General features: G+C 47.2%; 24 protein-coding genes. 21 read left to right on the top strand and 3 right to left on the bottom strand.

The annotated features are described in order from the left end of the window. Window positions 1-40: 40 nt before the first annotated feature. From pstC to K8S19_09415, 16 genes are all read left to right on the top strand, one after another. Window positions 41-913, top strand: a complete 873-nt coding sequence (gene pstC / locus K8S19_09490) for a phosphate ABC transporter permease subunit PstC (GenBank protein MCD4813908.1) — start codon at window positions 41-43, stop codon at window positions 911-913. After that, a complete protein-coding gene (gene pstA / locus K8S19_09485; GenBank protein MCD4813907.1) occupies window positions 910-1,767 on the top strand; it encodes a phosphate ABC transporter permease PstA in 858 nt (285 codons plus the stop codon). Before pstC ends, pstA begins: the two co-directional genes overlap by 4 nt. A gap of 96 nt (window positions 1,768-1,863) precedes the next feature. Next, a complete protein-coding gene (pstB, locus tag K8S19_09480; protein MCD4813906.1) occupies window positions 1,864-2,619 on the top strand; it encodes a phosphate ABC transporter ATP-binding protein PstB in 756 nt (251 codons plus the stop codon). A 12-nt stretch (window positions 2,620-2,631) separates the two neighbouring features. Further along, complete coding sequence (gene phoU / locus K8S19_09475; protein MCD4813905.1) at window positions 2,632-3,300, top strand: phosphate signaling complex protein PhoU; 669 nt, start codon at window positions 2,632-2,634, stop codon at window positions 3,298-3,300. A 199-nt stretch (window positions 3,301-3,499) separates the two neighbouring features. Continuing rightward, window positions 3,500-3,907, top strand: coding sequence for a PilZ domain-containing protein (locus tag K8S19_09470; GenBank protein ID MCD4813904.1), 408 nt, complete (start codon window positions 3,500-3,502; stop codon window positions 3,905-3,907). 283 nt (window positions 3,908-4,190) lie between these two features. Continuing rightward, window positions 4,191-4,652 (top strand): chemotaxis protein CheD, encoded by a 462-nt coding sequence (locus K8S19_09465; protein ID MCD4813903.1) that lies wholly within the window; start codon window positions 4,191-4,193, stop codon window positions 4,650-4,652. Beyond that, entirely contained in the window at window positions 4,642-5,505 is an 864-nt protein-coding gene (locus K8S19_09460) for an HDOD domain-containing protein (GenBank protein MCD4813902.1), read from the top strand. The genes K8S19_09465 and K8S19_09460 overlap by 11 nt, the downstream gene beginning before the upstream one ends. A gap of 101 nt (window positions 5,506-5,606) precedes the next feature. Continuing rightward, a complete protein-coding gene (locus K8S19_09455) occupies window positions 5,607-6,047 on the top strand; it encodes a PilZ domain-containing protein (protein MCD4813901.1) in 441 nt (146 codons plus the stop codon). A gap of 841 nt (window positions 6,048-6,888) precedes the next feature. Continuing rightward, window positions 6,889-7,674 (top strand): DUF3450 domain-containing protein, encoded by a 786-nt coding sequence (locus tag K8S19_09450; GenBank protein MCD4813900.1) that lies wholly within the window; start codon window positions 6,889-6,891, stop codon window positions 7,672-7,674. Then, a complete protein-coding gene (locus K8S19_09445) occupies window positions 7,671-9,044 on the top strand; it encodes a MotA/TolQ/ExbB proton channel family protein (GenBank protein MCD4813899.1) in 1,374 nt (457 codons plus the stop codon). The genes K8S19_09450 and K8S19_09445 overlap by 4 nt, the downstream gene beginning before the upstream one ends. Before the next feature lie 268 nt (window positions 9,045-9,312). Further along, window positions 9,313-9,939, top strand: a complete 627-nt coding sequence (locus K8S19_09440) for a MotA/TolQ/ExbB proton channel family protein (GenBank protein ID MCD4813898.1) — start codon at window positions 9,313-9,315, stop codon at window positions 9,937-9,939. Next, window positions 9,936-10,337, top strand: coding sequence for a biopolymer transporter ExbD (locus K8S19_09435; GenBank protein MCD4813897.1), 402 nt, complete (start codon window positions 9,936-9,938; stop codon window positions 10,335-10,337). Before K8S19_09440 ends, K8S19_09435 begins: the two co-directional genes overlap by 4 nt. Beyond that, window positions 10,334-10,978 (top strand): energy transducer TonB, encoded by a 645-nt coding sequence (locus K8S19_09430; GenBank protein MCD4813896.1) that lies wholly within the window; start codon window positions 10,334-10,336, stop codon window positions 10,976-10,978. Before K8S19_09435 ends, K8S19_09430 begins: the two co-directional genes overlap by 4 nt. Before the next feature lie 22 nt (window positions 10,979-11,000). After that, on the top strand, window positions 11,001-12,296 hold the full coding sequence (locus tag K8S19_09425) for a tetratricopeptide repeat protein (protein MCD4813895.1): 1,296 nt from the start codon (window positions 11,001-11,003) through the stop codon (window positions 12,294-12,296). Window positions 12,297-12,311: 15 nt separating this feature from the next. Continuing rightward, window positions 12,312-13,241: a tRNA (adenosine(37)-N6)-dimethylallyltransferase MiaA gene (miaA, locus tag K8S19_09420; protein MCD4813894.1), complete on the top strand. Its 930-nt coding sequence runs from the start codon at window positions 12,312-12,314 to the stop codon at window positions 13,239-13,241. Window positions 13,242-13,528: 287 nt separating this feature from the next. Next, entirely contained in the window at window positions 13,529-15,103 is a 1,575-nt protein-coding gene (locus tag K8S19_09415; protein ID MCD4813893.1) for a hypothetical protein, read from the top strand. Window positions 15,104-15,106: 3 nt separating this feature from the next. Here K8S19_09415 and K8S19_09410 read toward each other — a convergent pair whose 3' ends face one another. Together K8S19_09410 and K8S19_09405 are read right to left on the bottom strand one after the other, a co-directional pair. Then, the gene (locus tag K8S19_09410; GenBank protein MCD4813892.1) at window positions 15,107-15,847 is read right to left on the bottom strand and encodes an rRNA pseudouridine synthase; all 741 of its coding nucleotides are present in this window, start codon (window positions 15,845-15,847) and stop codon (window positions 15,107-15,109) included. A gap of 30 nt (window positions 15,848-15,877) precedes the next feature. Continuing rightward, the gene (locus tag K8S19_09405) at window positions 15,878-17,719 is read right to left on the bottom strand and encodes an EAL domain-containing protein (GenBank protein MCD4813891.1); all 1,842 of its coding nucleotides are present in this window, start codon (window positions 17,717-17,719) and stop codon (window positions 15,878-15,880) included. Window positions 17,720-17,882: 163 nt separating this feature from the next. Here K8S19_09405 and K8S19_09400 point away from each other — a divergent pair, with 163 nt between their 5' ends. Next, window positions 17,883-18,260 carry a CrcB family protein gene (locus K8S19_09400; protein ID MCD4813890.1) on the top strand — a complete coding sequence of 126 codons (378 nt, stop codon included), beginning with the start codon at window positions 17,883-17,885 and terminating at the stop codon, window positions 18,258-18,260. 15 nt (window positions 18,261-18,275) lie between these two features. Next, window positions 18,276-18,611, top strand: a complete 336-nt coding sequence (locus tag K8S19_09395) for a DUF190 domain-containing protein (GenBank protein ID MCD4813889.1) — start codon at window positions 18,276-18,278, stop codon at window positions 18,609-18,611. A gap of 194 nt (window positions 18,612-18,805) precedes the next feature. On the opposite strand, the gene K8S19_09390 is transcribed toward K8S19_09395, so the two are convergent. Continuing rightward, window positions 18,806-23,368 (bottom strand): response regulator, encoded by a 4,563-nt coding sequence (locus K8S19_09390; protein ID MCD4813888.1) that lies wholly within the window; start codon window positions 23,366-23,368, stop codon window positions 18,806-18,808. Window positions 23,369-23,603: 235 nt separating this feature from the next. Here K8S19_09390 and K8S19_09385 point away from each other — a divergent pair, with 235 nt between their 5' ends. From K8S19_09385 to K8S19_09375, 3 genes are all read left to right on the top strand, one after another. Next, window positions 23,604-24,149: a DUF2378 family protein gene (locus tag K8S19_09385; protein MCD4813887.1), complete on the top strand. Its 546-nt coding sequence runs from the start codon at window positions 23,604-23,606 to the stop codon at window positions 24,147-24,149. A 3-nt stretch (window positions 24,150-24,152) separates the two neighbouring features. Then, window positions 24,153-24,914 carry a HesA/MoeB/ThiF family protein gene (locus K8S19_09380; GenBank protein ID MCD4813886.1) on the top strand — a complete coding sequence of 254 codons (762 nt, stop codon included), beginning with the start codon at window positions 24,153-24,155 and terminating at the stop codon, window positions 24,912-24,914. Window positions 24,915-25,085: 171 nt separating this feature from the next. After that, window positions 25,086-25,727, top strand: a complete 642-nt coding sequence (locus tag K8S19_09375; GenBank protein ID MCD4813885.1) for a DUF488 domain-containing protein — start codon at window positions 25,086-25,088, stop codon at window positions 25,725-25,727. Window positions 25,728-25,731 lie beyond the last annotated feature (4 nt).

Here is a 25,731-nt window from a genome sequence, read left to right as displayed (position 1 = left end):
GTTATGCGCAGCGTTGCGAAAGAAGGGGAACACGATAGGCATGCTACCTAGTGAATTGAAAGACCGCATCATGAAATATGGTTTGATTGGCGCCGCTTCAACCAGTCTTTTAATTGTCGGCCTTATTTTTATTTTTTTGTTTAAAGAAGCAGCGCCGTTTGTGCTTGATCCCGGCATTGGGGCGTTTTTTGATCTGCGCTGGGAGCCGGTCTCTTATATTGCAGAGCGCTGGGGATTGCTGCCTTTGATTACCGGATCTTTGTTGGTGACCTTGCTGGCCACTTTATTTGCCATTCCATTCGGTGTGCTGGGGGCCATTTATATTGCAGAGATCGCCACGCCGGTGGAACGCGAAATTGTTAAACCGTTTATTGAAATGCTGGCCGGGATTCCTTCGGTGGTTATTGGTTTTTTCGGACTGGTTGTTTTGTCCCCGCTGATTAAACATCTTTTTGATTTGAGTTCCGGACTCAATGCCTTGACCGGCGCCCTGCTGTTGGCCTTGATGTCCATTCCCACGATTATTACCATTTCAGAGGATGCCATTAAAAGCGTTCCGAAAGCATACAAGGAAGCTTCCATGGCCATGGGTGCCAATAAAATTCAGACGATTTTTCGGGTGGTGGTACCGGCGGCGATGTCAGGTATTATTGCGGCGATTATGTTGGGGATGGGACGCGTGATTGGAGAGACCATGGCGGTTTTGATGGTTACGGGAAATGCGCCTTTAATAACAGTCAATCCTTTTGAGTCGGTCCGTACCATGACAGCCTGCATTGCCGCAGAAATGGGCGAGGTGGCATTTGGAGATACGCATTATATGGCACTGTTTTGGGTCGGTATTGTCCTGTTGTTTATGACCTTTTTTATTAATTTTATATCCATGAAAGTGTTGAAAGGGTACCAGCGATGAGCACGAATCAGCCGCAGCAGATGCAATGGGTTGTTTGGTGCTTACGCCTGGTGACCTATTTTGTTATTTTCGTGGTGGGTTGGATTATTTTTGATATTGTTATTAAGGGTATCCCTGTGATCACACCGGAATTTTTGTTCAGTGCGCCCAAGGACGGTGGGACCGGCGGAGGGATTTGGCCGGCAATTGTAGGGACGATTTACCTGGTTTCGGGTGCGTTGCTGGTTGCCCTGCCGCTGGGCATGGGCGCTGCGATTTATTTATCCGAATATGCCAGCTACGGACGTTTTACAAAGATCATCCGACTGGCGATTGCGACATTGGCAGGCGTACCGTCCATTGTTTTTGGTTTATTTGGGCTGGGGATTTTTGTTATTTTTTTTAGATTCGGGACCTCAATTGCAGCCGGCAGTATGACATTGGCCTGCATGATATTACCCACCATTATTGTTTCCAGTGAAGAATCACTGCGCGCGGTTCCCAAAGGATTTCGTGAGGCCAGCTTGGCTTTGGGTGCAACCAAATGGCAAACGATCCATCAAAATGTGCTGCCTTATGCGTTGCCGGGTATGATGACCGGTTCGATTTTAGGAGTGGGCAGGGCGGCCGGGGAGACAGCCCCGATTTTATTGACGGTCGCAGCATTTTTTCTTCCGCACTTGCCTAATTCTGTTTTTGATCAGGTCATGGCATTGCCTTATCATTTATTTATTTTGGCAACCCAGCATCATCAAATGGACCTGGTAAGACCTTTGCAATACGGGACAGCTTTGGTCTTGATTGCCTTGGTTTTGGGCATGAACCTGATTGCCATATTTTTAAGAATTCATTTTAGGAAAAAATATAAATGGTAATAGTTGAGTAGGGGCGAAGCTACTTGTCCGGCGTACCGTGTCCGGCGAATGCCGGATGTTGGATGTATTCGCCCGGTGAACTGAAGGAGTTTTATTATGGAAAGTAAAATATCAGTTTCAGATATGAACTTTTATTATGGGAGTAATCAGGCGCTCTTTGATATTAATATAAAGATCGCACCGCAGAAAGTTACCGCGTTTATTGGTCCTTCCGGTTGCGGGAAGTCGACCTTTTTGCGTACGATCAACCGGATGAATGATATTATCGATAATACCCGGATCGCGGGAAAAGTACTGATTGACGGCGAGGACATCTATTCTTTCAAAACGGATGTGGTCAACTTGCGAAAGCGGGTGGGAATGGTTTTTCAAAAGTCCAATCCTTTCCCCAAATCGATTTATGAGAATATAACCTATGGTCCCAAAATACATGGGACCAGGGATAAACACATATTGGAAGAGGTTGTTGAGCGAAGTTTGATGCGGGCGGGTTTATGGGAAGAGGTCAAGGACCGTCTCGGGACCAGCGCGCTTGAATTATCCGGTGGTCAACAGCAGCGGCTCTGTATTGCGCGTGCGATGGCGGTTAATCCGGATATCCTGCTTATGGATGAACCGGCCTCGGCGTTGGACCCGCGTTCAACCGCTAAAATTGAGGACTTGATTGGTACGTTGCGGGAAAAATATACGATTGTGATTGTAACCCATAATATGCAGCAAGCGGCTCGGGTCTCTGATTTTACCGCTTTTTTTTATGAAGGCAAGTTGATTGAATTTGATAAGACCCAGAAAATATTTACTCAGCCGGAGCATAAACAAACAGAAGATTATATTACCGGGCGATTCGGCTAAGGAGGCCAAACCATGACCATGCATATGATTCATGAAGTTGAGAAATTGAAAAAAAAGATACTCTGTGTCTGTTCTAAGGTTGAACAAAATTTGGAAAAAGCGGTTTTGTCCGTTGGCAAACGTGATGCCCGCTTGGCTAAAGAGGTTATTCAGGTGGACAAGGAGATCGATGCCAATGAAGTGGAGGTTGAGGAGGAGTGTTTGAAAATATTGGCGCTCCATCAACCCGTGGCTATTGATCTTCGCTATGTTATTGCGATTTTAAAAATCAACAATGATTTGGAGCGTATTGGTGATTTGGCGGTCAATATTGCCGAGGTCGGATCGTTTTTAAGCCGGGCAAAACCGATATCATTTCCTTTTGATTTTGATACCATGCAGAGAAAAACCAAAGCAATGGTAAAAATGAGTATTGATGCATTGGTGAATATGGACCTGACAACATCCAAGGAGGTGTGTCAGGCAGATGATGAAGTGGATGCAATTAATCGTGAAATGTATGGTCAGGTGCACAAGGAAATCATGCAGGGACCGGAAAATACCGAGAGTCTCATACGACTTCTTTCTGTTTCCCGGAATTTAGAAAGAATTGCAGATTATGCCACCAATATTGCAGAGGATGTTCTGTATATGATAGAGGGTAAAATTATCCGTCATCGAAAGATAACCTTGGACAAATGATTGTGGGGTGAAGCCCTGGTATTGACCGTTGTGATGTCCCGGAATAGTGATATAACATTGATAAATGGGATAAAAAAAGGACACTGGGTTTGAAATATTTGGTGTCCTTTTTTATTAAATATAGGGTGGGGTAATTGACTGTGACATAAAAGTGTAGTATAATTTGTTAATAATAAAAAGAACTATGAGGGATGTTAAAATGACAGATAAATTGTCAGAATTCCAAATGGAAAGACGTCGATTTTTGAGATTTTCGATTGAGATTAAACTCCATTATCAATGTCTTAAAAAAGCTTCCCAATCAAACCTGCAAACAACCACGACAAAAGACATCGGCGCTGGTGGCTTGGCAATGTATACAAGCGACAAGCTGGATGAAAACCAGATGCTCATGTTGACCTTGTTTCTTCCTGGAGAGGTTGCAATCTCTGAGGGAGCGCAACCAGGCAAGAGGTCAAAAACTTTTATTTTGGCAAAAGTTGTTTGGAATAAAAGCATTACAAACAGCACCTATTTACAAGGGATTCAATTCATTGATTTGAAACTGGAAGATAGAAGCCGGTTGCGGAAATTTTTAGTAACCTACCCGGAAAAAAGCGAAAATTAATCACATAAATCCGTTGTTTTTGTAGAATATCTGCCCCAGTGTTGCCGGATTTTTTGAAATTATCGTGCCGGCGCGAACACAATGGGCAGCCTGCCGGCGTACTTATCCGGCGTACTTGCCCGGCGGACTTGCCCAGCTTGCCCCGCGTATGCGGGGGCGAATGCCGGGTGCCGGGTTTTATGAAAAATCCCACTCACTTAGCTGTGATTCCACTTATGAAAATCGAGTTCAGGTCGATACTGAATAGAGACGAATCTATTTTTTTATAAAGGACCCTGAAACAATGCATGTTACTGTTTCTCTCTCAAATATGAAGCTATCAAAAAATTTAACCGACACATTGGTTGCACGCGATGTCGGAACAGGCGTAGGTCTGGCAGTCCACGATCCGATTTCGAAAATCAGCGGCCTGTACTATATGATGTTGCCAAATTCAAGTGTTTATCCCGGGATGGCACAGAAGAAACCACTGATGTTCGCCAACACAGGTATTCCGCTGTTTATTCAAGCATTTCTGGAACAAGGGGCAAACCGTATTCATCTCAAGGCCTGTATTGCAGGTGGGGCGGATTTGATCCCGACGGGGAAGATAGTTTTTTCTGTTGGCAGGGAAAATATCCGAAGCGTTTCTGAAATTCTGCACACAAACGGAATTTTCATTCAGCAGCACATTGTAGGCGGGAATCGATCGCGCGCCATTTATCTTGATGTTGGATCCGGACAAAGCCGGGTAAGTGAAAACTAAAGAGGTTATCATGCTGGGACCGATCAAGCTTTCGGAAATAAAAAATTTGTCTCCTTTGCCATTATCCGTGGTGCGGCTTGCGGGGATTGTTTCCGATCCGGATTCGAGCACCGGTGATTTTGTGGGTGTCATAAAATTTGATCCGGCCTTGACCGCCAATGTTTTGCGGTGGGCCAATTCGGCCTGGAGCCAGTCGCGCACACCCATTGATGAGGTGCGCAATGCGGTCATACGCCTGGGTTCGGAAAATATTCTGAAATTGGCGATTGGTTATCATTTGATGCAACCCATGAAAAAAAATAACTCGGGATATCAATTGGCGGAAAATGAGCTTTGGGAGCATAGTGTCGCAGCGGCATTGGCGGCGGAAACCATCCCCAAAGTAACCTCGGTAACGATTCCTTCGGCAGCGTTCACCGCCGCAATGATGCATGATTTTGGGAAATTAATCCTTGGCAGACACCTGGGTATGGAAAATTTAAAAGAGGCGATTGTACGGAGAATGGAAGAGGGGCTTACTTATATCGAGGCGGAAAAAGAGATTACCGGAACAGATCACGCAATTGTCGGGGCGGCGATTGCGCGGGAATGGAAAATTCCTGAGAAACTCGTGCGGGCGATTGGTGAACACCATGACCCGGACCCGGAACCTGAGTTGATGTTGGATGCGGTGCATATTGCCAATGCGGTTGCCAAAATGCTCGGAAAAGGATTGGGAATTGAGCAGATGAATATGGTGGTCAGCTCTTCTGCGGCAGAGCGACTGGGTTTGACCAGTGAAAAAATTCAGACACTCTGTGCACTGGTCAATGAAAAACTGGAAGAAACCATAGAGCATTGGGAAAAAAGCTGATGTGAAAAAGCAGTCGGCATGGCGTGGGGACTGTCAGGGTTGGAAAAATGCGCAACCGCAGGTGTGCAGGTACATAAGTGAAGACAATTTGGGAGGAAATCATGGGAAGTGAAGTTTTTAGAGGGGATACATTTGTCGAGAGGCGTCAACATCCGCGACTGCCGATGAAACTCCAGGTTTGTTACCAGACGCTGGAAAAACAGGATTCTGAAAAAGTGAAAAAAAGTGTTTCGATGGACATGAGCGCAACCGGCATGTCTTTGCGCAGTGCACAGGAAATGTTCACCCATGAAACCGTGACTGTGCAATTGTTCGTTCCCGCGATGGAGCAAAGAAGCCGGATGAGTATTCTGAAAAGTTGTCCGGAAGAACACTGCAGGAAGGTCACTATTTTGTCACGGGTGGTATGGTGTACTGTGGCGGAAAATAAATGTTTTATTCTTGGTCTGGAATTTTTAGATGTATCTTTAGATGATCAGGAATACATTAATCAATTTTTACAGGATTATCGCATGCCGGAACCTAATATGATTAATCGCTGACTGTATTTTGCAAGTTTATCGTGCCGGCGCGAACACAATGGGCGGTCATGTGTGGAGACGAGATGAATGATTATATAGTCGATCCTGAAAAAGTCAAATTAAAATTTATTTTCTGATGAAGACCGGTCAAACGATTGAGCAAGTACGCTGCCGGGATTCGGATGATACGATGATACCCTGTCCTCGTTGACCACTTTTTTAGTGTCTATTTTCATCCCCATTCCATACTTTGTCCTTTGGCAGCTCACGCGATCAATCGTTTGAGTAGGGAATGGTCGCGACCATTCCCTACTGTCGGTTGCGGCCTGTGCGCATTGTTTCACTTCTATGCTGCAAAAGGGGTCTTCTGATAATTTGCGGGGATACGGAAATAACAGCCTACAATGAACTGCCGGCCGCTAAAATAAAAATTTACGGGCTTACCCGGCACCCGGCGAATGCCGGGTGCCGGGTAAGCCCCGACTGGAATAAATATCGATTCTTGGGACGCTTTGCAGCCTGTGGATTTTTATCTGTTCTTTCCTGGCAGTATATTCCTAATACACATTCTGATACAACCGAATAAGCTGTTTTCTGATTTTTTGTTTTTCAAATTGTGACGTAAATTTTTTTGAGAGGGCGTTGCCCTTACTGCGGAAGGCAGTACGCCGGGAATCGCAAGAATCGGGTTGGATTTGATTGTGAAAACAGGATGAATCCTGTAAAATGTCCGCATTTGAGAATTGAATGCTTTTAAATATTTTGATCGGCTTGGCAACAGGATGTTTTGTGAATTAGGCCAATAGTGTTTTTAGTGTGTCGCAGTAATTTAAATTTAGTATCACCGAAGGGAATTGATAGCATGTTTTGGAAAGCAAGTATTGCCGGTGGCGCACTTATTTTTGCGTTTTTATTGCCTGGAATTTGTCAGGGAGAACAGCGCGAAGCTGTCCCGGATATGGACAGCTTGGGAAGGCTGGTTGAACAGTGGGTTGAATTGCGGCATCAGATCGCTTTGGAAACGACGTCCTGGGAAGGGGAATACGAGCAGTTAAAGAGCGAGAAGGTGTTGCTGCAAAAGGAAAAAAAAATACTGGAAGCGGAAATTGCAGCGCTTGCTAAAAGCACACGGGGCCAGTCCACACTGCAGGCGGGTTTGCTGGCCCGCAAACAAAAGCTGGCAGATGCCCTGACCGCGCTTTTGCCGACGATTCAGTTTGCAGAGAAAAATTTACTGCAGTGGGAGAAACGGCTGCCGCCGGCATTGCGGCGTCCTCTGGAAAAGCATTTCCAAAAGATAGTTTCCCAGTTGGATAAATCTTTTTCCCGGCGGCTTCAGACTATTTTGGCACTTTATGCTCAAATCGAAATTTATCAAAATACTATTCAATCCGGAAAAGAAATTTTGCAAACCGCCTCGGGCAGAGAAATAGAGGTTGAGGTCATGTATGTTGGTCTGGCGCGGGGGTTTTGTCTTTCGCGTGATGGGATGACTGCGGGGGTTGCAACCCCCGGACTGACCGGTTGGGAATGGGAATGGCGACCCAACCTCACGCCTGCCATACGTCAGGCATTTGATTATTACTCGCATCAAAAAATTGCTGATTTTATCGCGTTGCCGATGGCGGTTTCAGGAGACAGCCGATGAAAAAAATAGTGATAATACTGTTTGTGAGTTGCATGCTGGCAACATTGGTATCCGCCGAAACAACAGTGCGCCGGACAATGCTCCAGACAAAACAGGATATCGATCAAGCGGTTGAAACCTTGACCCAACTGCGCGACAAGCACATCAAAGAAAAAATTAAATTTGGCAAAGACATTACAGCCTTGGAAAAAAAGATCATGCCTTTACGGAAAAAAGCGGATCAATTAAAGGCGCTGGCCTGGCAAAAAGAGACGGGCTTTCGTCAATTGAATGAAGATGTGGATTATTTGAAGCGTGAGGCGGATTTTTGTGCCGCCATGCTCAATGAATTCCGGCGGGAGATGGGGTCGCGCATGCATGCTCCGGAAGCGCAGGATGCTGCGGCGGTGTTGGCAGGGCTGGAGGCTGATTTTGGTCAGAGCGGCTCGGCGGGGATATTGGGAAACACCGGGGATTTGCTGGCGTTTGTGGAAAAACATAATCTGGAAAACTTGGGCGGGAAAATTTTTTCCGGGAAAGCTGTGGATGCAGGCGGGGCCCTGCAAAACGGCACATTTGTCCATCTGGGGGCCGTACAACTCTTTCTCAGCCAGGACCGTCAAACTGCGGGTTTGGTGGGTGCGCGCCTGGAATCCCGCTATCCCGGGTTGACCAAGAAAATAGCGGCCGGCGCTGTTGGCGAAATTATTGCAGGCAAGGAAGCCCTGATCCCGATTGATGTGACCGCAGGCGAAGCGGTTAAAATTGAGCGTCAGAAAAAAACCTGGTGGGAAACGGTTCGCAGCGGCGGGATTGTTATGATTCCTATTTTGTTGTTGGGTGTGTTTTGTGTGCTGACGGCAATTTGGAAATTTATGAGTTTGCAAAAACTCCGGCTTGATTCCGGGGGCGTGTTGGCAGACGTGCTGGCATTGGTGCATAAGAAAAAAATCGCTGCTGCCCGCAAGCAGGCTTTGACCCTGGGAAACCCGCTGGGACCGGTACTTGCAGAAGGTGTTGAACATGCGCAAGCACCCCGGGAGCAGCTGGAGGAAATTATGCATGAGAAAACACTTGGTCAAATACCGTTTTTAGAAAAGCATCTTTCGTTTTTGGCGGTTGCTGCTGCGGTGGCGCCTTTGTTGGGGTTGTTGGGGACTGTGACGGGAATGGTGCATACTTTTGATTTGGTGGCTGTTTTCGGGACCGGCAAAGTGAATATTTTATCCGGCGGCATTAGCGAGGCATTGATCACAACTGAGTATGGTTTGATTGTGGCGATTCCGACACTTTTAATTCACGCATTTCTTTCGCGGCGCGTCAAACGGGTGATCCATATTCTGGAGCAAACCACCCTGACTTTTATCAACGGAGTGGGTAAAAAGGGTTGAAAAAATTGAGTTCAGATTTATTGTGAGTTGCATGACGCGTGCTTTTCGACCATGAGCAATCTATTTTTTCTTGTTGCGTAACTCGGATAACATGTTGTTATTAAATATGGACGTCCAGCGGATGCAGGGCGTTTCCTTTCGGAAACTCAAACAAGACGCACTGCGGAAAAATAAATTGCTCATGGTCATGTGACCGTGTTATTCAGATTTTGTGATGCGGTGATTAATGTCATCGAAAGTGTAATATCCGGAAAACAGGAGAATGTCTGTGGAAACATTGCAAGCCGGATTTCAGTATTGGCAAAAGGGCGGTTGGCTGTTGGTGCCGATTGCCGGAGTCTGTCTGTTTATCTGGTATTATCTCCTGGAGATGACCCGGCAGCTGGGCCAACTGGATTTGCCGGCCGGCAGTGAGGAACTTGGTCTGGAGAACCGTTTGAGTGATAAAAAAAAATGGGCTGGTTTGCAAGCAGAGCTTCTGGAAAATTCCGGTATCTGGAGTCAGGCAGTGGTCTATGTTTTGCAGAAAGTACGGCAACAGGCTGATTTATTTGAAATCGTAGATGAGGTCCGCAGCCGGATGATGTCACCCTATGAAGGGAAGTTGATTGTTCTGGGCGCCCTGGTGACTTCGGCGCCATTGTTGGGACTGTTGGGCACGATTTTTGGGATGGTTGAGACTTTTCAAGCGATTTCGGACCAGACCGGGAACACGACGGAAATTATGGCATCCGGCATCAGTCAGGGATTGATTACCACCCAATTCGGTTTGATCATCGCAATCCCGGGAATATTTGGAATAGCCGCGATTAAGAAAAAACTCAGACAAGTTGACGTGAAATTTGCGGGATTAAAAAATCACTTGGCATTTGCCTTGCGCGGAGACAGGCCATGAAAAGAGGGCGCTACGGGATTGATTCCGAATCGGTCGAGGTGAACATTTCTCCCTTGATTGACATGATGTTTTTGCTTTTGATATTTTTTATTGTCACAACGGCATTTGTTCAGGAAGTCGGGGTTGAAATTCAAAAACCCAAGGCAGCCAGTGCACAATCGCTGGAAAAGCAAAGTATTATGATCGGGGTTACGGAAAAAGGCCGGATTATGTATAGTGGCCGGGAAGTCAGTTTGAATAATCTGCGCGGTTTGGTAACAGGGTTGCTTCGAGCCCAGGATCGGCCTGTGATTATCATGGTTGACAAGGCGTCTCAGAGCGGAACATTGGTAAATGTGATTGATGAATGCAAGCTGGCAGGTGCCAAACAGGTCAGTGTCGCCACGGAGCAGGAATGAACCGGTCCGCGTTGTCTTCCCTTGATACCGGTACACGCTGGTGTTATCGCATGGTGGGATTGAGTATCCTGATAACCTTTGGGATTTTTATGCTTTTACCGATCGCGGAAATGATTCACAAGCAGGGGAAGCGGTATCAGCTTCGGGAGATCGAGACGCGTGAAATTCTTAAGCCGCTGCCGCCCGTTTTGCCCAAGGTGAAAAGAAAAAAGGCCCGGCCCAAACCGAAATTATTTGAAAACCAGCGAAAATTAAATCCGATGATGATACAAGCTGCCTTGCAGGTTGATCCGGGATTTGGCGATTTTAGTCTTCAATTCGGACTGCGGGATCAACTCACACGGGAATCGTTGGTGTTTGAGCTTTCGGAGGTGGATGAATCGCCGGAACCCATCAGGAAAATTAAACCGCTCTATCCGGCGCAAGCACGGTTGAAAAAAATAAACGGCTGCGTGATGGTATCTATTATTGTCACCACGGACGGATCTGTGGAAGCGGTGAAGGTCACGTCTGCTGAGCCGGCAGGAGTTTTTGAGGCGTCGGCAATAAAAGCTGTTTCGAAATGGCGTTTTACGCCGGGGAAGCGCAATGGTAAAAAAGTCCGGACCCGGGTTTTGGTGCCCATAGATTTTGAGATATAATTTTAAAAAAAGAGGCGATAAGATGCGAGGGATGATGCGAGGATGCATGGTGGGGTTGCTGGTCGCGCTGGCAACAACCGCTTACGCCCAGGGTGTGGACGTAAGCGATGGCCGGGAACCGCAAGTTACCGAGGAAGAGGCCGGTATTTTAGAGCAGGTCTCAGGATTAAGCCGTAAAAATCCCGGTCTGGCGAAAACATTGCTGGACAAAAGCATGCAGAAGGAATCAAGTCCGGCATTGGATTTTGCACTGGGGAATGTTTTGTTTCAGATGGGGGAAACCGGGGATGCGGAAAAGGCTTACCGTACTGCATTACGGAAAATGCCGCAGTTTGACCGGGCGCGCGCCAATTTGACACGGGTGCTTTTACAACAGGATAAAATCACGGCTGCGCGTGAACAACTTAGTCAGATCCTTTTGACCGGACGAAACCAAGCATCCATCATGACACTTACGGGATATGTCTATTTGCTGGATGACAAGCCGGTTGCAGCCGAATCCGCTTATCGCCAGGCATTGCTGTCGGCGCCGGATGACATTAATGCGTATTTGGGTCTGGCCAAGGTACTTTTAATTCAGGAACGGTTTCATGAAGCGGCGCGTCTTTTAGAAACTATTTTGCAGGATTATCCCCGACGGGGAGAGTTGTGGGCAAATCTTGCCAATGCCCGATTGGCTTTGGAACAGTATGGACGTGCGGTGGTTGCCCTGGAAACAGCCCGTCGTTTGGGGGTGGCATCTCCGGAAGCATTGGCAACGTTGGGTGATTTATATTTGAATCGCGCCCAGTACACAGATGCGGTACAGGCTTATTCACTTGCGTTTGCATCAGAAGCGCCTTCAAGTACGCGGTTGCTCCGTACGATTGGAGGGCTTTTACAGGTGAAGGAAGTTCGCGAAGCGGGCATGCTCATTGAAAAAGCCCGTGGATTGGAAAAAAACGGGCAACTGACGTCAAGGCAGATGAACCAATTGCAGTGGCTGGTTGCCAGGCGATTTCAATTATCCGGGCATGGAGAGGCTGCGCGCAGGGCGTATCAAAAACTTATTGCGCGCGATCCTTTAAACGGGAAGGCAATCCTGGCGCTGGGAGATCTTTATGCGGAGAGCCGGTCACTCGATCGGGCACTGGCGCTGTATGCCAGAGCAAGCAGGATTTCGCAGGTCCGGGTGGAAGCGCTGACCAAGCAGGCCCGGATCGAGGTTGAACGGGAGAACTATGCGGATGCAATTGGCTTGCTTTTAGATGTGCAGGCCGTTGCACCTCGGGAAACGATTGCGCGGTATATTGAACAACTGCGCTATCTGCGCCGCTGATGACGAAGGGAAATGATGGTTTCGGGTGAAGGAAAAAATTTAATTGTTGTTTTAGGACCCACGGCTTCCGGCAAGACGCGTTTGGGTGCGCGGATTGCATGGCACGTTCAGGGTGAAATTATTTCTGCAGATTCGCGTCAGATTTATCGAGGGTTGGATATTGGCGCGGGTAAGGATTTGGAGGAATACCGGCTGTCCGGCAAGACAATTCCCTGTCATTTAATTAATCATGTGGGGCTGGAAACGGAATTTAGTGTTTTTCATTTCCAACAAGCCTTCCATTCGGTTTTTTCTGATTGTCGCCAAAGAGGGGTCATGCCGGTGTTGACCGGCGGGACAGGGTTGTATCTGGAATCCGTGCTTCGCGGGTATGCCTTGGCGGAAGTCGGGGAAAACCCCGAGCTGCGGGAGATGTTGGGAAAATTATCGATACATGAATTGACAGCGCGTTTAAAAAAAATTAACAAACACCTGCACAATACCACCGATTTTACCACGCGCGCACGCTTGATTCGTGCGATTGAAATTTCGGAATCCAACCGGGAGATGACATCGCAGGCAGGCCCGGCCATACGGGCCTTGGTCATCGGAGTGCAGTGGGAGCGTACCTTACTTCGGGAACGGATTTATAAGCGTTTACAGGTACGCATGGAAGCAGGCATGCTGGAAGAGGTGGCGGAGCTTCAGCAAAATGGGATTTCATGGGAACGGCTGCGCGGTTTGGGTCTGGAATACCGGTATTGTTCCGATTATTTGCGGGGAACTATTTCTTCCCGTGAGATGTTGCAGGAACAATTAGGCCGGGCAATCTGTAAATTTGCCAAGCGTCAGGAAACCTGGTTCCGACGCATGGAAAAAAAGGGGAGCGCGATTCATTGGATCCGTCAGGGTAATTGGAATGAGGTTTGTCAGCTTTTAAAGGATAATCAGCTGATGGTTGCGTAACCACCGTTGCGCGGGCAGGAATCGTTTTGCCGCTATTTTATATTTTGTTTATTGCCCCGGATCGCGTAAGATGGAACGTAACGGGCAACCAAAGGAAGTTCCCTGTTTCCATGATTTTTTTGGTTGGGGCAAGCCCGTGGCATTCCTTTTGACCTTGCGTCACACGCCGGTTTGGCAGGCGACATCCCGCGAAGCGTCAAAACGCATTTATTCCCGGATTACCCGGCGTATGCTTCGGAGCGGGATTAAAAGAACCCTCATAATTTCGGAAAGGTTAGAAAAGTATTATGCGAAAAGAACCGGAAAAACCAGACAAACAGGCTTTGCCGAATGGGAAAAAGCCGATAAAAAATATAGGCGCGGGTGATAAAAAAAGTGTGCCGCGCGTACCGGTTGGCAACAGCATATCAGCGCGGTCAAAATCCCCTGCGGAACGGAAGCCGGTGTCTGAAATCAAGGTCACCATACGAAAATCGCCGCCCAATGGAAAAAATGCTGCTGATGGCGTTGCCAAAAGAAAAATACAGGTTTCTCTGTTTCAGAACCAGACGGCGGATGAAAAAAAATCAATACCTGTACCGGAAAAACAAGTTGGGAAATCCAATGATTTTGAGAGTGCCATCGCAGGACAAAAACCGGGCACACCCATGGATGACCAACCGGGAAAAATTTCCAGTATGTTACAAAAAATTTCCGCCATGTCACACACACTGCATGAAGAAAATCAGCATTATGCCGGAGATCAAAGGAAAAAGGCTGTAGATGCTGCGGAGGCCGGTGTTTCCAAACAAAGGGACCCGGGGAGCGATGCAGCGAAACAGCCGGCCGGCGCATCCGGAGCTGCGGCGCCGGTTTTTGGAAAACAACCGGTTCCCGGGAGTGCGCAGAAAGAACCTGATGCCGTCATTCCGGAAAAAGTTGAACAAGCTTTTGGGGGGATGGGTTTGTCGGTGAAAAACACTGAAAAACAAAACTTGGCAGAATTACCCAAAATTCAAAAAAGCATAACACCGGCAGTGCCGGAAGCGGGACCTGAAACACCTACCGCGCCGTCTTCGCCGTCCCCCGGCCAAACCAATCCATTGCCCGAAAGACAGCAACCCCATCAGGATAGGCATCCCAACCATCGTCCGGAGGTAACGGTATCGCAATCGACGGTAAACAGAGAAGCCCGGCCTTTAAGTTCAAAAACGAGTCCCGCTGCATCCGCCCCGGTTCAGCCGATTCTGGCGGAAACGAAGCAGAAAATCACGCCAAGTGCAACTGTCGGGAGTCCGCCGACTGTGCCGCTTCAGAAAACCGGGAACCGTCGGGTCATGCCGGAAAAAAAGCGCCGGCATCCGGTGTGGCTGATTGGCAGTGTCGTTCTTTTGGGGATGCTCGTCGGTGCGGGTTTGGGCGGGTGGTTCACCTATCGCTGGTATGATGCAAATAATGCGTATAAAAAAGAGATTGTTGCATTGAAAGCGCAGTTGGCTCTGGCAAAGGATGAAGAACAAAAATTGATCCTGCAATTGGATGAGAGTTACATTCGATTGAACAATGTGCAAGCGGGACTCAATCAAATGAATAAACTTTTCGTGGATATAAATGTTGTGCCTGACAAACCACGGTATCAAAAGACCAAGCAGGGTCTGATTATTTTTTGGGTGGATGGGATGTTGTGGCGGCGGTATCATCTCTATCAGGCGCGCGGGAAAAACGGAAAATTTAAAAAAATAAATAAACGCTCTACAAAAAAAACGCATCTCTATATGCGTGATTTAAAGCCGGGTCTTTGGCGGTATGCGTTAACTGCTTTGGATCGTGAGGGTCAGGAAACTGAGATGAGCGATGTTTTGGATATTAAAGTAGCGCCCTGAGGGTCAAAAACGTTCGTGCGGGGCCAATTGCCGCCATTTGCCCACAGGCAACCCGCCTAACACAATCCTGCCAATTCTGACACGTTTGAGTCCGGTAACTTGTAGATCAATTTTTTCACACATCCGCCGTATTTGGCGTTTTCGTCCTTCATGAAGAATAAATTGCAGCAGATTCGCATGGCGCTGGGTAATGACCGCCGGTTTAAGTTTTTTGCCATCCAGGGAAAGTCCGTGACGCAGGCGGTTTAAGATTCCGGGTGTGATGATGCCGGTGACACGGACCAGGTACTCTTTTTCAATGGGTGAGTCGGCACCGATCAATTGCCGGGCGATTCTGCCGTCTTGGGTATAAACCAGCAGTCCTTGGGAGTCGATGTCCAGCCGGCCGGCCGGTGCGAGGTTTTTGATGGGGAAGGAGCTGGTATTGATATTTGTTAGCGGATGATGACAGCGGTCCGGCGTGATCAGGGAGAGCGCATGTTTGTAACCTTTTTCAGGTTGGCCGGAGACAAATTCAATCGGTTTATTCAAGAGGATCGTCATCAGCTGTTGGCTGTGTGCTTGGGCTGCCGGGGAAAGCGTTATGGTTTGGCAGGGTGAGATTTTGGTTCCCAATACAGTGATTTTAACATTGTCGACAAAGACCCAGCCCTTTTGAATAAAGGCATCCGCTTCGCGGCGTGAACACAAACCACGCGCAGCCATTAGTTTGGAGATTCTTTCGGTTTTTTCGGAGGAGGTCATAAAGCCAACCTTGGTATGCAAAAGTTGGGGCTAAAAAAGAGAGCCATACAAGGAGCGTCCTTCCAGCAACAGGGTGGTGAATTCCTGCGCGGGCAGGGGTTTGGAAAAAAAGTAGCCCTGGAAATCATGGCATCCCAAATCACGCAGGAAAGTAAGCTGGGGTTCTTCCTCGACACCTTCGGCGGTGATTTTCATATGAAGGTTTTTGGCAATGGAGGTAATGGTGGTGACGAGCGCGGCGTCATCGGCATTGGTCAGGCAGTCTTTGACAAAAGACCGATCGATTTTCAATGTATGGATGGGAAGTTGTTTTAAATAGGTCAATGATGAATAGCCGGTGCCGAAATCATCAATCGCAATGGTGATCCCTTTTTTACTGAGCCACTGTAAAATCATATTGGTGATGTTAAGATCATTCATAAAGATACTTTCTGTGATTTCCAGTTCGAGAAACTTCGGGTCAAGTTTGGTTTGCTTGCAGATTTCAAGCACCGCTTCGACCAATTCAGGTTCCTGGAATTGCCGGGCCGAAAGATTGACCGCGATGCGCAGCGAGGAAAAACCCTGTGCGTGCCATTGGGTGACTTGATTGCAAGCGGTTTTTAGAATCCATTTCCCCATGGGGACAATCAGTCCGGTTTTCTCAGCCAGAGGGATGAATTTGTCTGGGGGGATCAAGCCGCGTTGCGGGTGTTTCCATCGGACCAATGCTTCCATGCCGATAATCTTTCCGGTGGCGAAACTGACCTGCGGCTGATAATGTAAAATAAGTTCTTCATGTTCCAGGGCCCGGCGCAGTGCAGTTTCGAGGGTGAGCTCTCCTGTCGCGGTCGCATCAAGCTTGGCAGTATAAAATTTAAAAAGATTGCGGCCTGACCGTTTGGCTTCATTGAGGGCGGCATCGGCATTTTTCAGAAGCAGTTGATGGCCGGTGCCGTCTTCCGGGAAAAGGCTGATTCCCATACTGGCTTTGATAAATATTTCCTGATTTTCAAATTGGAATGATTTACTGAATAATGCAAGAATTCGATGAGCTTTGCGGGACGTTTCCTGATAGGAAAGGACCTCCGGGAATAACAGTAAAAATTCATCACCCCCCATTCGAGCAAGCGTGTCTTTGGGATCGAGGTTTTTCAACAAGCGTTTTCCCACGTCCTGGATGAGTTGATCGCCAACCGAATGTCCCAGTGTATTGTTGATAACTTTAAAACGATCAAGTCCCAATAAAATGACTGCAAGCTGATGCCTGTTTTTACAGGCAGCTGTCACAGCCAGTGTAAGGCGCTGGTTGAAAAGGCTGCGATTAGGCAGGTCGGTGAGCGCATCGTAATTAGTCATATAAGAGATTAATTTTTCTGAACGTTTTTGTCCGGAGTTATCTTTGAAGGTAATACTGAAGTAACGCGGTTTTCCCCGGCTGCCTGCCAGGGGTGTGATTGTTGCATGATTGCCAAAGGTACGACAGAGACCAGAGGAAAAAGACAGTGATTGAGGGGTTTCAAATCCCTGTTGGAATTGTTTAAGGAGTTGTTTGAAAAAAGTACCGGATTTGAGCCGGCGGTCCAGTAGGGTGATGCTTTTTCCTAAAAATGTTTGTGTTTTCGCGTGGCAGCTTTGGGAAAATTGATCATTGACAAATTTGATGGTGCCTTTTTTATCCGTAATGATAATTGCCATCCGGCTCAAGGTGAGAATTTCGGTTAAAAGACCGGCATAGGAATCCGGATGGGTGTTTTTTAAAAATGTTTTAAAAAAATTTATGAAATCCGGTTGATTTTGTTTGCTTTTTTTTAGGGGCATACGTTTGTCAACGGCTTTTAATTTTGAAGCTGTTTTTAACTTTGTTGCATTGTTTTTTGGAAGGTATGCCATAAACACTCCGGTAAAAGAAAACTATTGGGTATTTTTCGATGGAGTAATAATGTACTATAATACCAAAAAATAACATGAATGTAATGATTTATTTGAAAAAACAGGCGGCAAAGGCGACCGGGATGCTTAAAATATCAAGGTGCCTAAAAAAAGGAGCGGACGCATGATAATGAAACTTCTCTTGGTGGCATTGGCCGGTGGATTGGGAACACTTAGCCGATATGGGTTGTCGGGAATCGTACAGCGGAGCAGCAGCGGTAGTTTTCCCTGGGGAACTTTGGTGGTGAATATCACCGGATGTTTGATGTTTGGCGTGGTCTGGGCGATTGTGGAGAATCGGTTTCAGATATCCAGCGATATCCGGACCATCGTGTTGGTCGGTTTTATGGGGGCGTTTACAACTTTTTCAACATTTGTGTTTGAGACCCAGGCTTTACTTCAGGACTCAGAGTGGCTGCTGGCGGCAACCAATATGCTGGCCCAAAATATTTCCGGGGTTTTATTTCTTATAGCCGGCCTCATGATCGGGAAACTTGTTTGAAAAGGAGAACGGGGAATGATTAAACAGGAGATGACTTTATTGCGGATTTTTTTCGGTGAAAAGGAGAAGCACAAGGGGAAACCGCTTTTTGAAGCAATTGTGCAGGCGGCACGGAAACAGAAATTGGCCGGTGCGACGGTACTCAAGGGGGTGCTGGGGTTTGGTGCTCAAAGCCACATGCATTCCGCAAAAATATTGCGTATTTCCGAAGACCTTCCGATGATTGTGGAAATGGTGGACACATCCGGAAAAATTGAAGCGTTTTTACCTGAGCTGGATGGCATGATGCACGAAGGGATGGTAACACTAGAAGATGTTCGGGTGATCGCCTATCCTCAAGCAACGGTTTGATGGTACGGATTTTGCCGGATTTGCGGCATAGGAGTGAAATAATGCGTACAGGTATCAACCGATAGTAGGGAATGGTAGTAGGGAATGGTCGCGACCATTCCCTACTATCGCCTGCTCAATTGGTTGACCGGGTTTCATTGAGAAATGAGTTCCAATTTGACTTTTTCAGGATCGACTAAAAAGTTTTCAAAGAATTAGCTCGGTGGCGTCTCGGCATGTCTGTAAGTTGGCGGGACCAGGGTAAGGCGGACTGCTTCAAAGGCATTTTGCAGGGTGCTGAAAAGCGGGGCGGTATTTAGAAAAGTATTTTCCATGACCAGCCGTTCCAGACGGCTGGCCGGTTCGGCGATGGTATGCAAGCGCAAAGACAAAGCACTGCTTTTAATGGAATGGGCGGCATCACGGGATTTTTTACTGTCTTTAGCATCCAAAGCGATTTTTAAGTTTTTTATTTTATCCGGTGTGTTCTTAAGAAATATTTTTAAAATATCATAGTAATCTTCGCAGCTAATTCCCAAATCACAACTGATGGATTCGACCAGAGAAACATCCGTGGCAGCCTCCATGGTGTGCATGGAATAGGCATTGGAGAAAAGCTGCTTGGCCAGTGAGATTAAATTGGCGGTATTGACGTTTTGGGTGAGGACGACCGCGACCCCCATATTGCGCAGGGTTTGGATGGAGGTCGTGTTCATGCTTTGGGCATTGTAGGCAATGATGTGCGTGTTGGCATAACGCGTCTCCGATTTAATAAAGTTGATCATGGCGAAGGCATTAAATTGTTTCATGTATAAGTCAATCACCAGCAAATTGGGGAAAAAGCTTCCGAACAAGACACTTGCTTCAATACCATTGGTGGTTTTTCGGCTGGTTGCCATGGGGAATGCTTTGTGGAATGCCTCATGAAATTTATGGATAATCGAATCATCTTCACCTACGAACAGGATGCGGAGTATTTCCGGGATGTCGGTAAATGATTGTAAATTTGTGTAGCTGTTGAGCATATCAATAATGGTATCGCGTTTGACAGGTTTGCTGATATAGTCGTTCATGCCGGATATAATACATTTTTCCCGGTCCCCAATCATCGCATTTGCAGTCAAAGCGATGATTGGGATGGCCGCGCCTTTTTGCCGCAAAATATAGGCTGCTTCCAGACCACCCATTTTTGGCATTTGCATATCCATGAAAATGAGATCATAGTGATTGGTTTCAACCAACTGTAAAACCTGTTGACCGTTTGCGGCAACATCGACTTTATGCCCCATGTGTTCAAGCATTTTTTGCATAATTTCTTGATTGGATTTATTGTCCTCGGCCACAAGAATGGTGACACGGCTGTGTTTGTCCCGCTGGAGCAGTGACCTACCCATCGCAGCGTTATCCTGCTCAGGGTGGATGAGCGTAAAAATTAAGGACGCCAAAGTGGATTTTCTGACCGGCTTCACCAGAATGCCGTCATAATCAGCATACTGGGTTTTTTCATGATACGGATGGGTCGCCAGGGCAATAATATGGGCGGCGGGTTGGTCCGGGTGCGCGGATAGCTGCTTGCGGATAAGTGAAACATCCAAGTGCGGTAAATGAAGGTCCACCAGGATGATATGAAAATGTTCGCGCTGCAACCGGTCAATCCCCTGTTCAAATGATTGTACTGTGGCATAGGTCATTTGGAGTTTTTTAGCCAGTGTATTGAAAATGGAAAGGGAGGTGGCACTGTCATCGATGACCAGGAGTTTAAGTCCGGGAAGCACGGTCATGTCTGCCGCCGATGTCGCTGCCGAATCTGCCTTGTCGGGCCGGTCCAGCCAGACATCTAAATGGAAGGCTGATCCTTTGCCGGTTTTTGTGTTGACCGTAAGTTTGCCCTGCATGAGTTGGACGATTTTTTGACTGATGGCCAATCCCAATCCTGTTCCGCCATAGAGGCGTGACGTGGAACCATCCGCTTGTGTAAAAGGTTCGAAAATGGAGTTGAGTTTATCCTCGGTAATGCCAATGCCGGTGTCTTCAACCGTGAGGCGTATATTCACCAATTTGTTTTTTCGGCCGATAACCTGAACTTTCGTCAGGACTTCTCCCTGGTGGGTGAATTTGACGGCGTTGCCGAGTAGATTTATCAGGATTTGCCGAATCCGGTTGGGATCACCCAATAAGCCGTCGGGCAGGTCGTCGATGTGGCAGAGAATTTCAATGGGTTTTCGATTGGCTTTGCCCCGGACCATTTCACATGTCTCGAAAATAATACTTTCAAGATCAACCGGGATTTTTTCAAGTTCAATTTGACCGGCCTCGACTTTGGAAAGATCAAGGATATCATTGATGAGTGTCATGAGGGTCTCTGTGCTGGTAACAATGGTTTCGATTGAGCTGCGCTGTTCCAAAGAAAGCTCGCTGTCCAGGAGCATTTCAGCGAAGCCGAGAATACTGTTCATGGGGGTGCGTATTTCATGGCTGACATTTGCCAGAAATTGGCTTTTGGCTGCATCGGCAATGGCAGCCTGGCGGGCCAGATCGCTGACATTCACGAGGGTTTGCTCCAGCTCCAGATTGGTCTCTTCCGTCAGGTCCCGGGATAACCGCAATTCATCCTCGGCGGCCTTGCGTGCCGTAATATCGACACCCATACAAAAAACCTCGACAACCCGGCCTTCAAAGAAAATGGGGAACGTACTGCTGTAAATCCAGATGATGTTGCCGTTTTTTTTAGTGATTTGCCATTCTTCGGGAGGGAGGGAGTGACCTTTCCGGAAAATTTGTGCCAGTTTATTTTCGAATGCAGTACCGGCTTCGCCGGGTAAAAAAGAGTTTTTAAAATGTTTTCCTAAAATTTCTTGGGAAGTAAAACCATAGAATGATTCCGAAGCTTTGTTCCAATGGCAAAGAATACCCTCGCGGCTAAACCCCTGGACCGCGATTTCGGGGGTGTTTTGAATAACAGCTTCAAAGCGGAATTTTGCTTCCTGGAGGGCGGTCTCGGCTGTTTTTTGATCTGTAATGTCCCTGCAGCCGCCAATCCATTTTATAGGACATCCATTTTCATTCAAAACCGGAGCACCCCGGTCCGCCCAGATACGCCAGTGGCCGTCTTTGGTCCGGACACGGTATTCATCATTGATTTCCCCGGTTGCGATTCGATGTTCTTCAACAGAACGGCTGAGCTGTCGGACATCTTCCGGATGGATCAATTTGGCCCGACCGGCAATGGTTCGGGGGATTTCCATCGGGCTGTAGCCAAGCGTTTTATCAAATTCACCGAACCAGGTCAAGTGATCGGTGGCAATATCCCATTCGTAAATAAAATCAGATGTCACTTCGGCAGCGATTCGGAAACGTTCCTCGTTTTGCTTGAGTGCTTCTTGGGCTGCAATTCTTTCCGTGATATCCTGGATTTGAACGAAATAACCACTGGCGTGTTCAGGCGGTGTTGTACCGAAATAAGTAACCTGGATATCAAAATAATTGTTCCCGGCGGCGGGTTCATTGATCCGGCGTTTTTTTTTCCGGTGAAAGTGCGTGGTATATATCCAATGGGCGGATTTTTTTTGGATCAGCGTCCGTTTGATGTCTTGGGGTAATTCCGGGTTTTTTAAAAGATTGTGTTGAATAAATTTACGTTTGCCTTGGATGCCGAAAAAAGCATCGGCAGCTTGGTTTGCCCGAATGAAATGACCCTCGCTGTTATATACTGCAATTCCCAGCGGAGATTGTTCGTGCATAACACGATATTGCGCTTCGCTTTGAGCAAGCGCGCTTAGGGTTTGAAGCCGGAGCAGGGTATTCCCCAGCTGGACCGCAAAGGTGCATAAATTATCAATGAGTTGTGTGGAAAAATGATCGTGAACATGGGAAGCCAGTGCAAAGCATCCCAGGATGCTTTTTTGCTGCATAATCGGCAGGCGCATGAGAAATTTAAGTCTTTCTTTACTATAAGTGTTTTTTTTGGAGGGCGTCAGGGCATCACGGTAAAATTTTTGAAAGATGGGTATCCCCTGGGAAATCTGTTTGACTTCAGGTGAATTCGGCGCATGATAGCGTGAAGCTTTTACAAATGCCGGGGTAAGCCCGTGGTGGCCCTGGAGGGCCAATCCGCCTTTTGCGTCCGAAAGATAGAGCCCGCAAGCATCAATGCCGGGAAATTTGAGTGAGAATTTAATCCCTGATTGGACAGCTTCCGCAGCGTTATTACAAGCACTGAGCGAGACCGCAATATTTTTTTGCAAATCATCGAGATACTCGGTCATTTTTTGTTGGGTGATATTTTGGCAGGTCCCCGTAATGTGCAGCGGTTTTTTAGTCTGACCGCTTTTTACCACGCAGCCATGCAAGGCAATCCATTGCCAGCGTTTTTTTTGGTCCAGAATTCGGGTTTCCAGCTTAAATTGATCTGTTTTTCTTTTAAGATGATCAGAAATGATAAGCTGGGTGGTTTCCCGGTCGTCAGGGTGAAGAAGTTTTATTAGAGATAACAACGTGGTGGTTTGAGCGGATTTGTTCGGATGTCCAAGTAAAGAGAAAAAATCAGCACTCACTCTGATGTTGTTTTTTTTGTGCCATTCCCAAAAACCAATTGGAACAGAATCAAGCGTCATGCGCAATTGTGTTTCATTGTTGAAAATCAGCGGTGGTTGGTTTTTTTTGTTTTTTCCAGGGTCTGTCTGTTGGGAAACACGCTGGGGGCATTTCTGTACGGCAGATGCTTTTTTGGCCGGAGGGGCGGTTGTTTTCTTGGAGGGTGTCTTTTTTTTATTACCCATTTTGCTTCCTTCCGGGAGATCGGTATCAGGAATGGCGATGATTTTTAGAACTGTATGAATGCATATTATTCCAGCTTGGTTGGGAATGGGTCAAGAGAAATATTTTGGGTCATATTGATTTTTTAGAAAAATCGGAAAAGAAAAAAAGATTGTTCATTTAAAATAAAATAGGTATAAACTATGTATGCAGCCTATGGAATGAAAAAGCCGCCAGATCATCGGAAAGGAAACACCTGTGGACCATTACCGTGGTGTGGGAATTGTGTTTTTGAGAAATTTTATTAAAGCACATGGAAGCACCATTGAGGAAAAATTTATTCAGGGATTGAATGAGGAACAAAACAGTATTTTTTTAGATGCTTCCAATAATAACTGGGTCCCGGTCCCGGCCACGGAGAAATTGTTTGAGCAGGCGGCACGACTGCTTTACCCCGGAGATCAAAATGCTTACCGTCATTTGGGACGCGAAAGAGCAAAAGAGAATTTTTCCGGGATATATAAGTCCCTGCTCAAAATTACAACCATTGCCTTTATCATAAAACGGGCAGCCAAGGTCTGGGAGGCTTCCTATGAAAAAGGCCATGCCAGAGTGGAAAAGAATAAAGATGAAAACCGGGCAATTTTTATTGTCGAGGATTATCCTGAATTTTCTCCGGTGATGATGGAGGTTGGGTGTGGTTATATCGAGGGGGTTGTTGGGTTGAGCAGTGCGGAAAATATACAGGTTAACAAAGACGTGAGTGATCCTCAGGCCTGGAAGTGGCATATTACATGGGACTAAGTCATGCACACATTGTCGGATAAGCCGGCGCGGTATTTGCGTCAAATTGCACTTGATGAAATCGGGGAGGCAGGCCAGGCCCGTCTGGCGAAGCAATCGGTCTTGATTATCGGCGCCGGGGGGTTGGGTTCTGCAAGTATTTACTATTTGGCGGCAGCCGGCATCGGTACCCTGGGATTGGTTGACCCGGACCAGGTAGAGATGTCGAATCTTAACCGTCAGATTCTGCATGCGACCCGGGATATCGGCAGACGGAAAGTGGATTCAGCAGTTGAAAAGGTCCGGCGATTGAATCCGGAGATCACGCTGAAGACCTACCCGCAAAAAGCGGATGCCAAGACGTTGGTCACACTGATTGCGGACTATGATTTTATCATTGATGCCACGGATAATTTTACAGCCAGATATTTGATTTCAGATACCTGTGTGAAAGCCCGCAAGGCATTCAGTCATGCGGGTGTTTCGGGATTTTGTGGACAGACATTTACCTATGTCCCGGGAAAAGCCGCCGGGTGTTATCGCTGTCTTTTTTTTGATCGACCGTCCGAGGAGGTGTTGCCGGATAAGGCGGCCGGGGGTATCCTGGGTGCGGTTGCCGGGACCTTGGGAACCATTCAGGCAACCGAGGCGGTGAAATTTCTCACTACTGCCGGAGACCTGTTGGTGAATCGCTTATGGGTCTATGACGGGAAGCGGATGACGGTTCGTTTGATTGCTTTTAAAAAGCGTGATGCCTGTTCGGTTTGTTCCTCGGTGGATGTTTAAGCTTTTTTGGAGCGGTAGATTTTTCAAGACACATCCTGTATAATTCTAAGGATTTCACTGTAATGCGGTGCCAAAGTACGAGGCTGACAAACTAGATTGAATAAGCAGCCCGGAAAGACCGGTTGGCAGTTTGGACTGTCAACGTTTGCCAGGGACGGTTGGGAAATGAACGTGTCTACATCCAAAATGGGTTGGCGGCAGCGCATACCGGGTCATCGGAAACCATTTTTCAGAAAAGTAGAGGGGATTATGCCGGAACCGGGGAAACGAACCAAACAAACCATTTATACCCTGGGTCATTCAGACCTTACCTTTGAAACGTTCTTGGCGCGATTGCGTAAGTCGACGATTCAAATTCTTGCTGATATTCGCACAATTCCAAAATCAAAATATGTTCCTCAATTTGACCAAGCGGCCTTAAAGGAACGCTTGCCGTCCTTTGGCATTACCTATCACCATTTGAAGGAAGTGGGCGGGAAAGGCCGGAAACCTTTGCGGCGGTCTCCCAATAAAGGACTTCCCAAAGCCTGGCAGGCTTATGCTGATTACATGCAGTCCGAGGAATTTGAACGCGGACTGATGCAATTGTTGGCGCTGGTTTCCATTGGGACGGTGGTGCTACTTTGTTCGGAAAAGCAATGGGACAAATGTCATCGCAAACTATTGGCGGATGCTTTGCTGGTGCGGGGATATACAGTTGTCCATCTGGATGCCGAGGGGAATCGCGTACGCCATACCTTGACCCCGGGTATGGAAATTAAAAAAAATAAAATTACTTACCCGGCCATGGGAGAACAACTAACCTTGTTTTAAATAA

This window comes from bacterium (genome assembly GCA_021108215.1).
GTDB lineage: Bacteria > Oederibacteriota > JAAXVQ01 > JAAXVQ01 > JAUVAV01 > JAIORK01.
Note: the sequence above shows the minus strand (reverse complement) of the source record. Positions and strands in the feature narration are given on the sequence as shown.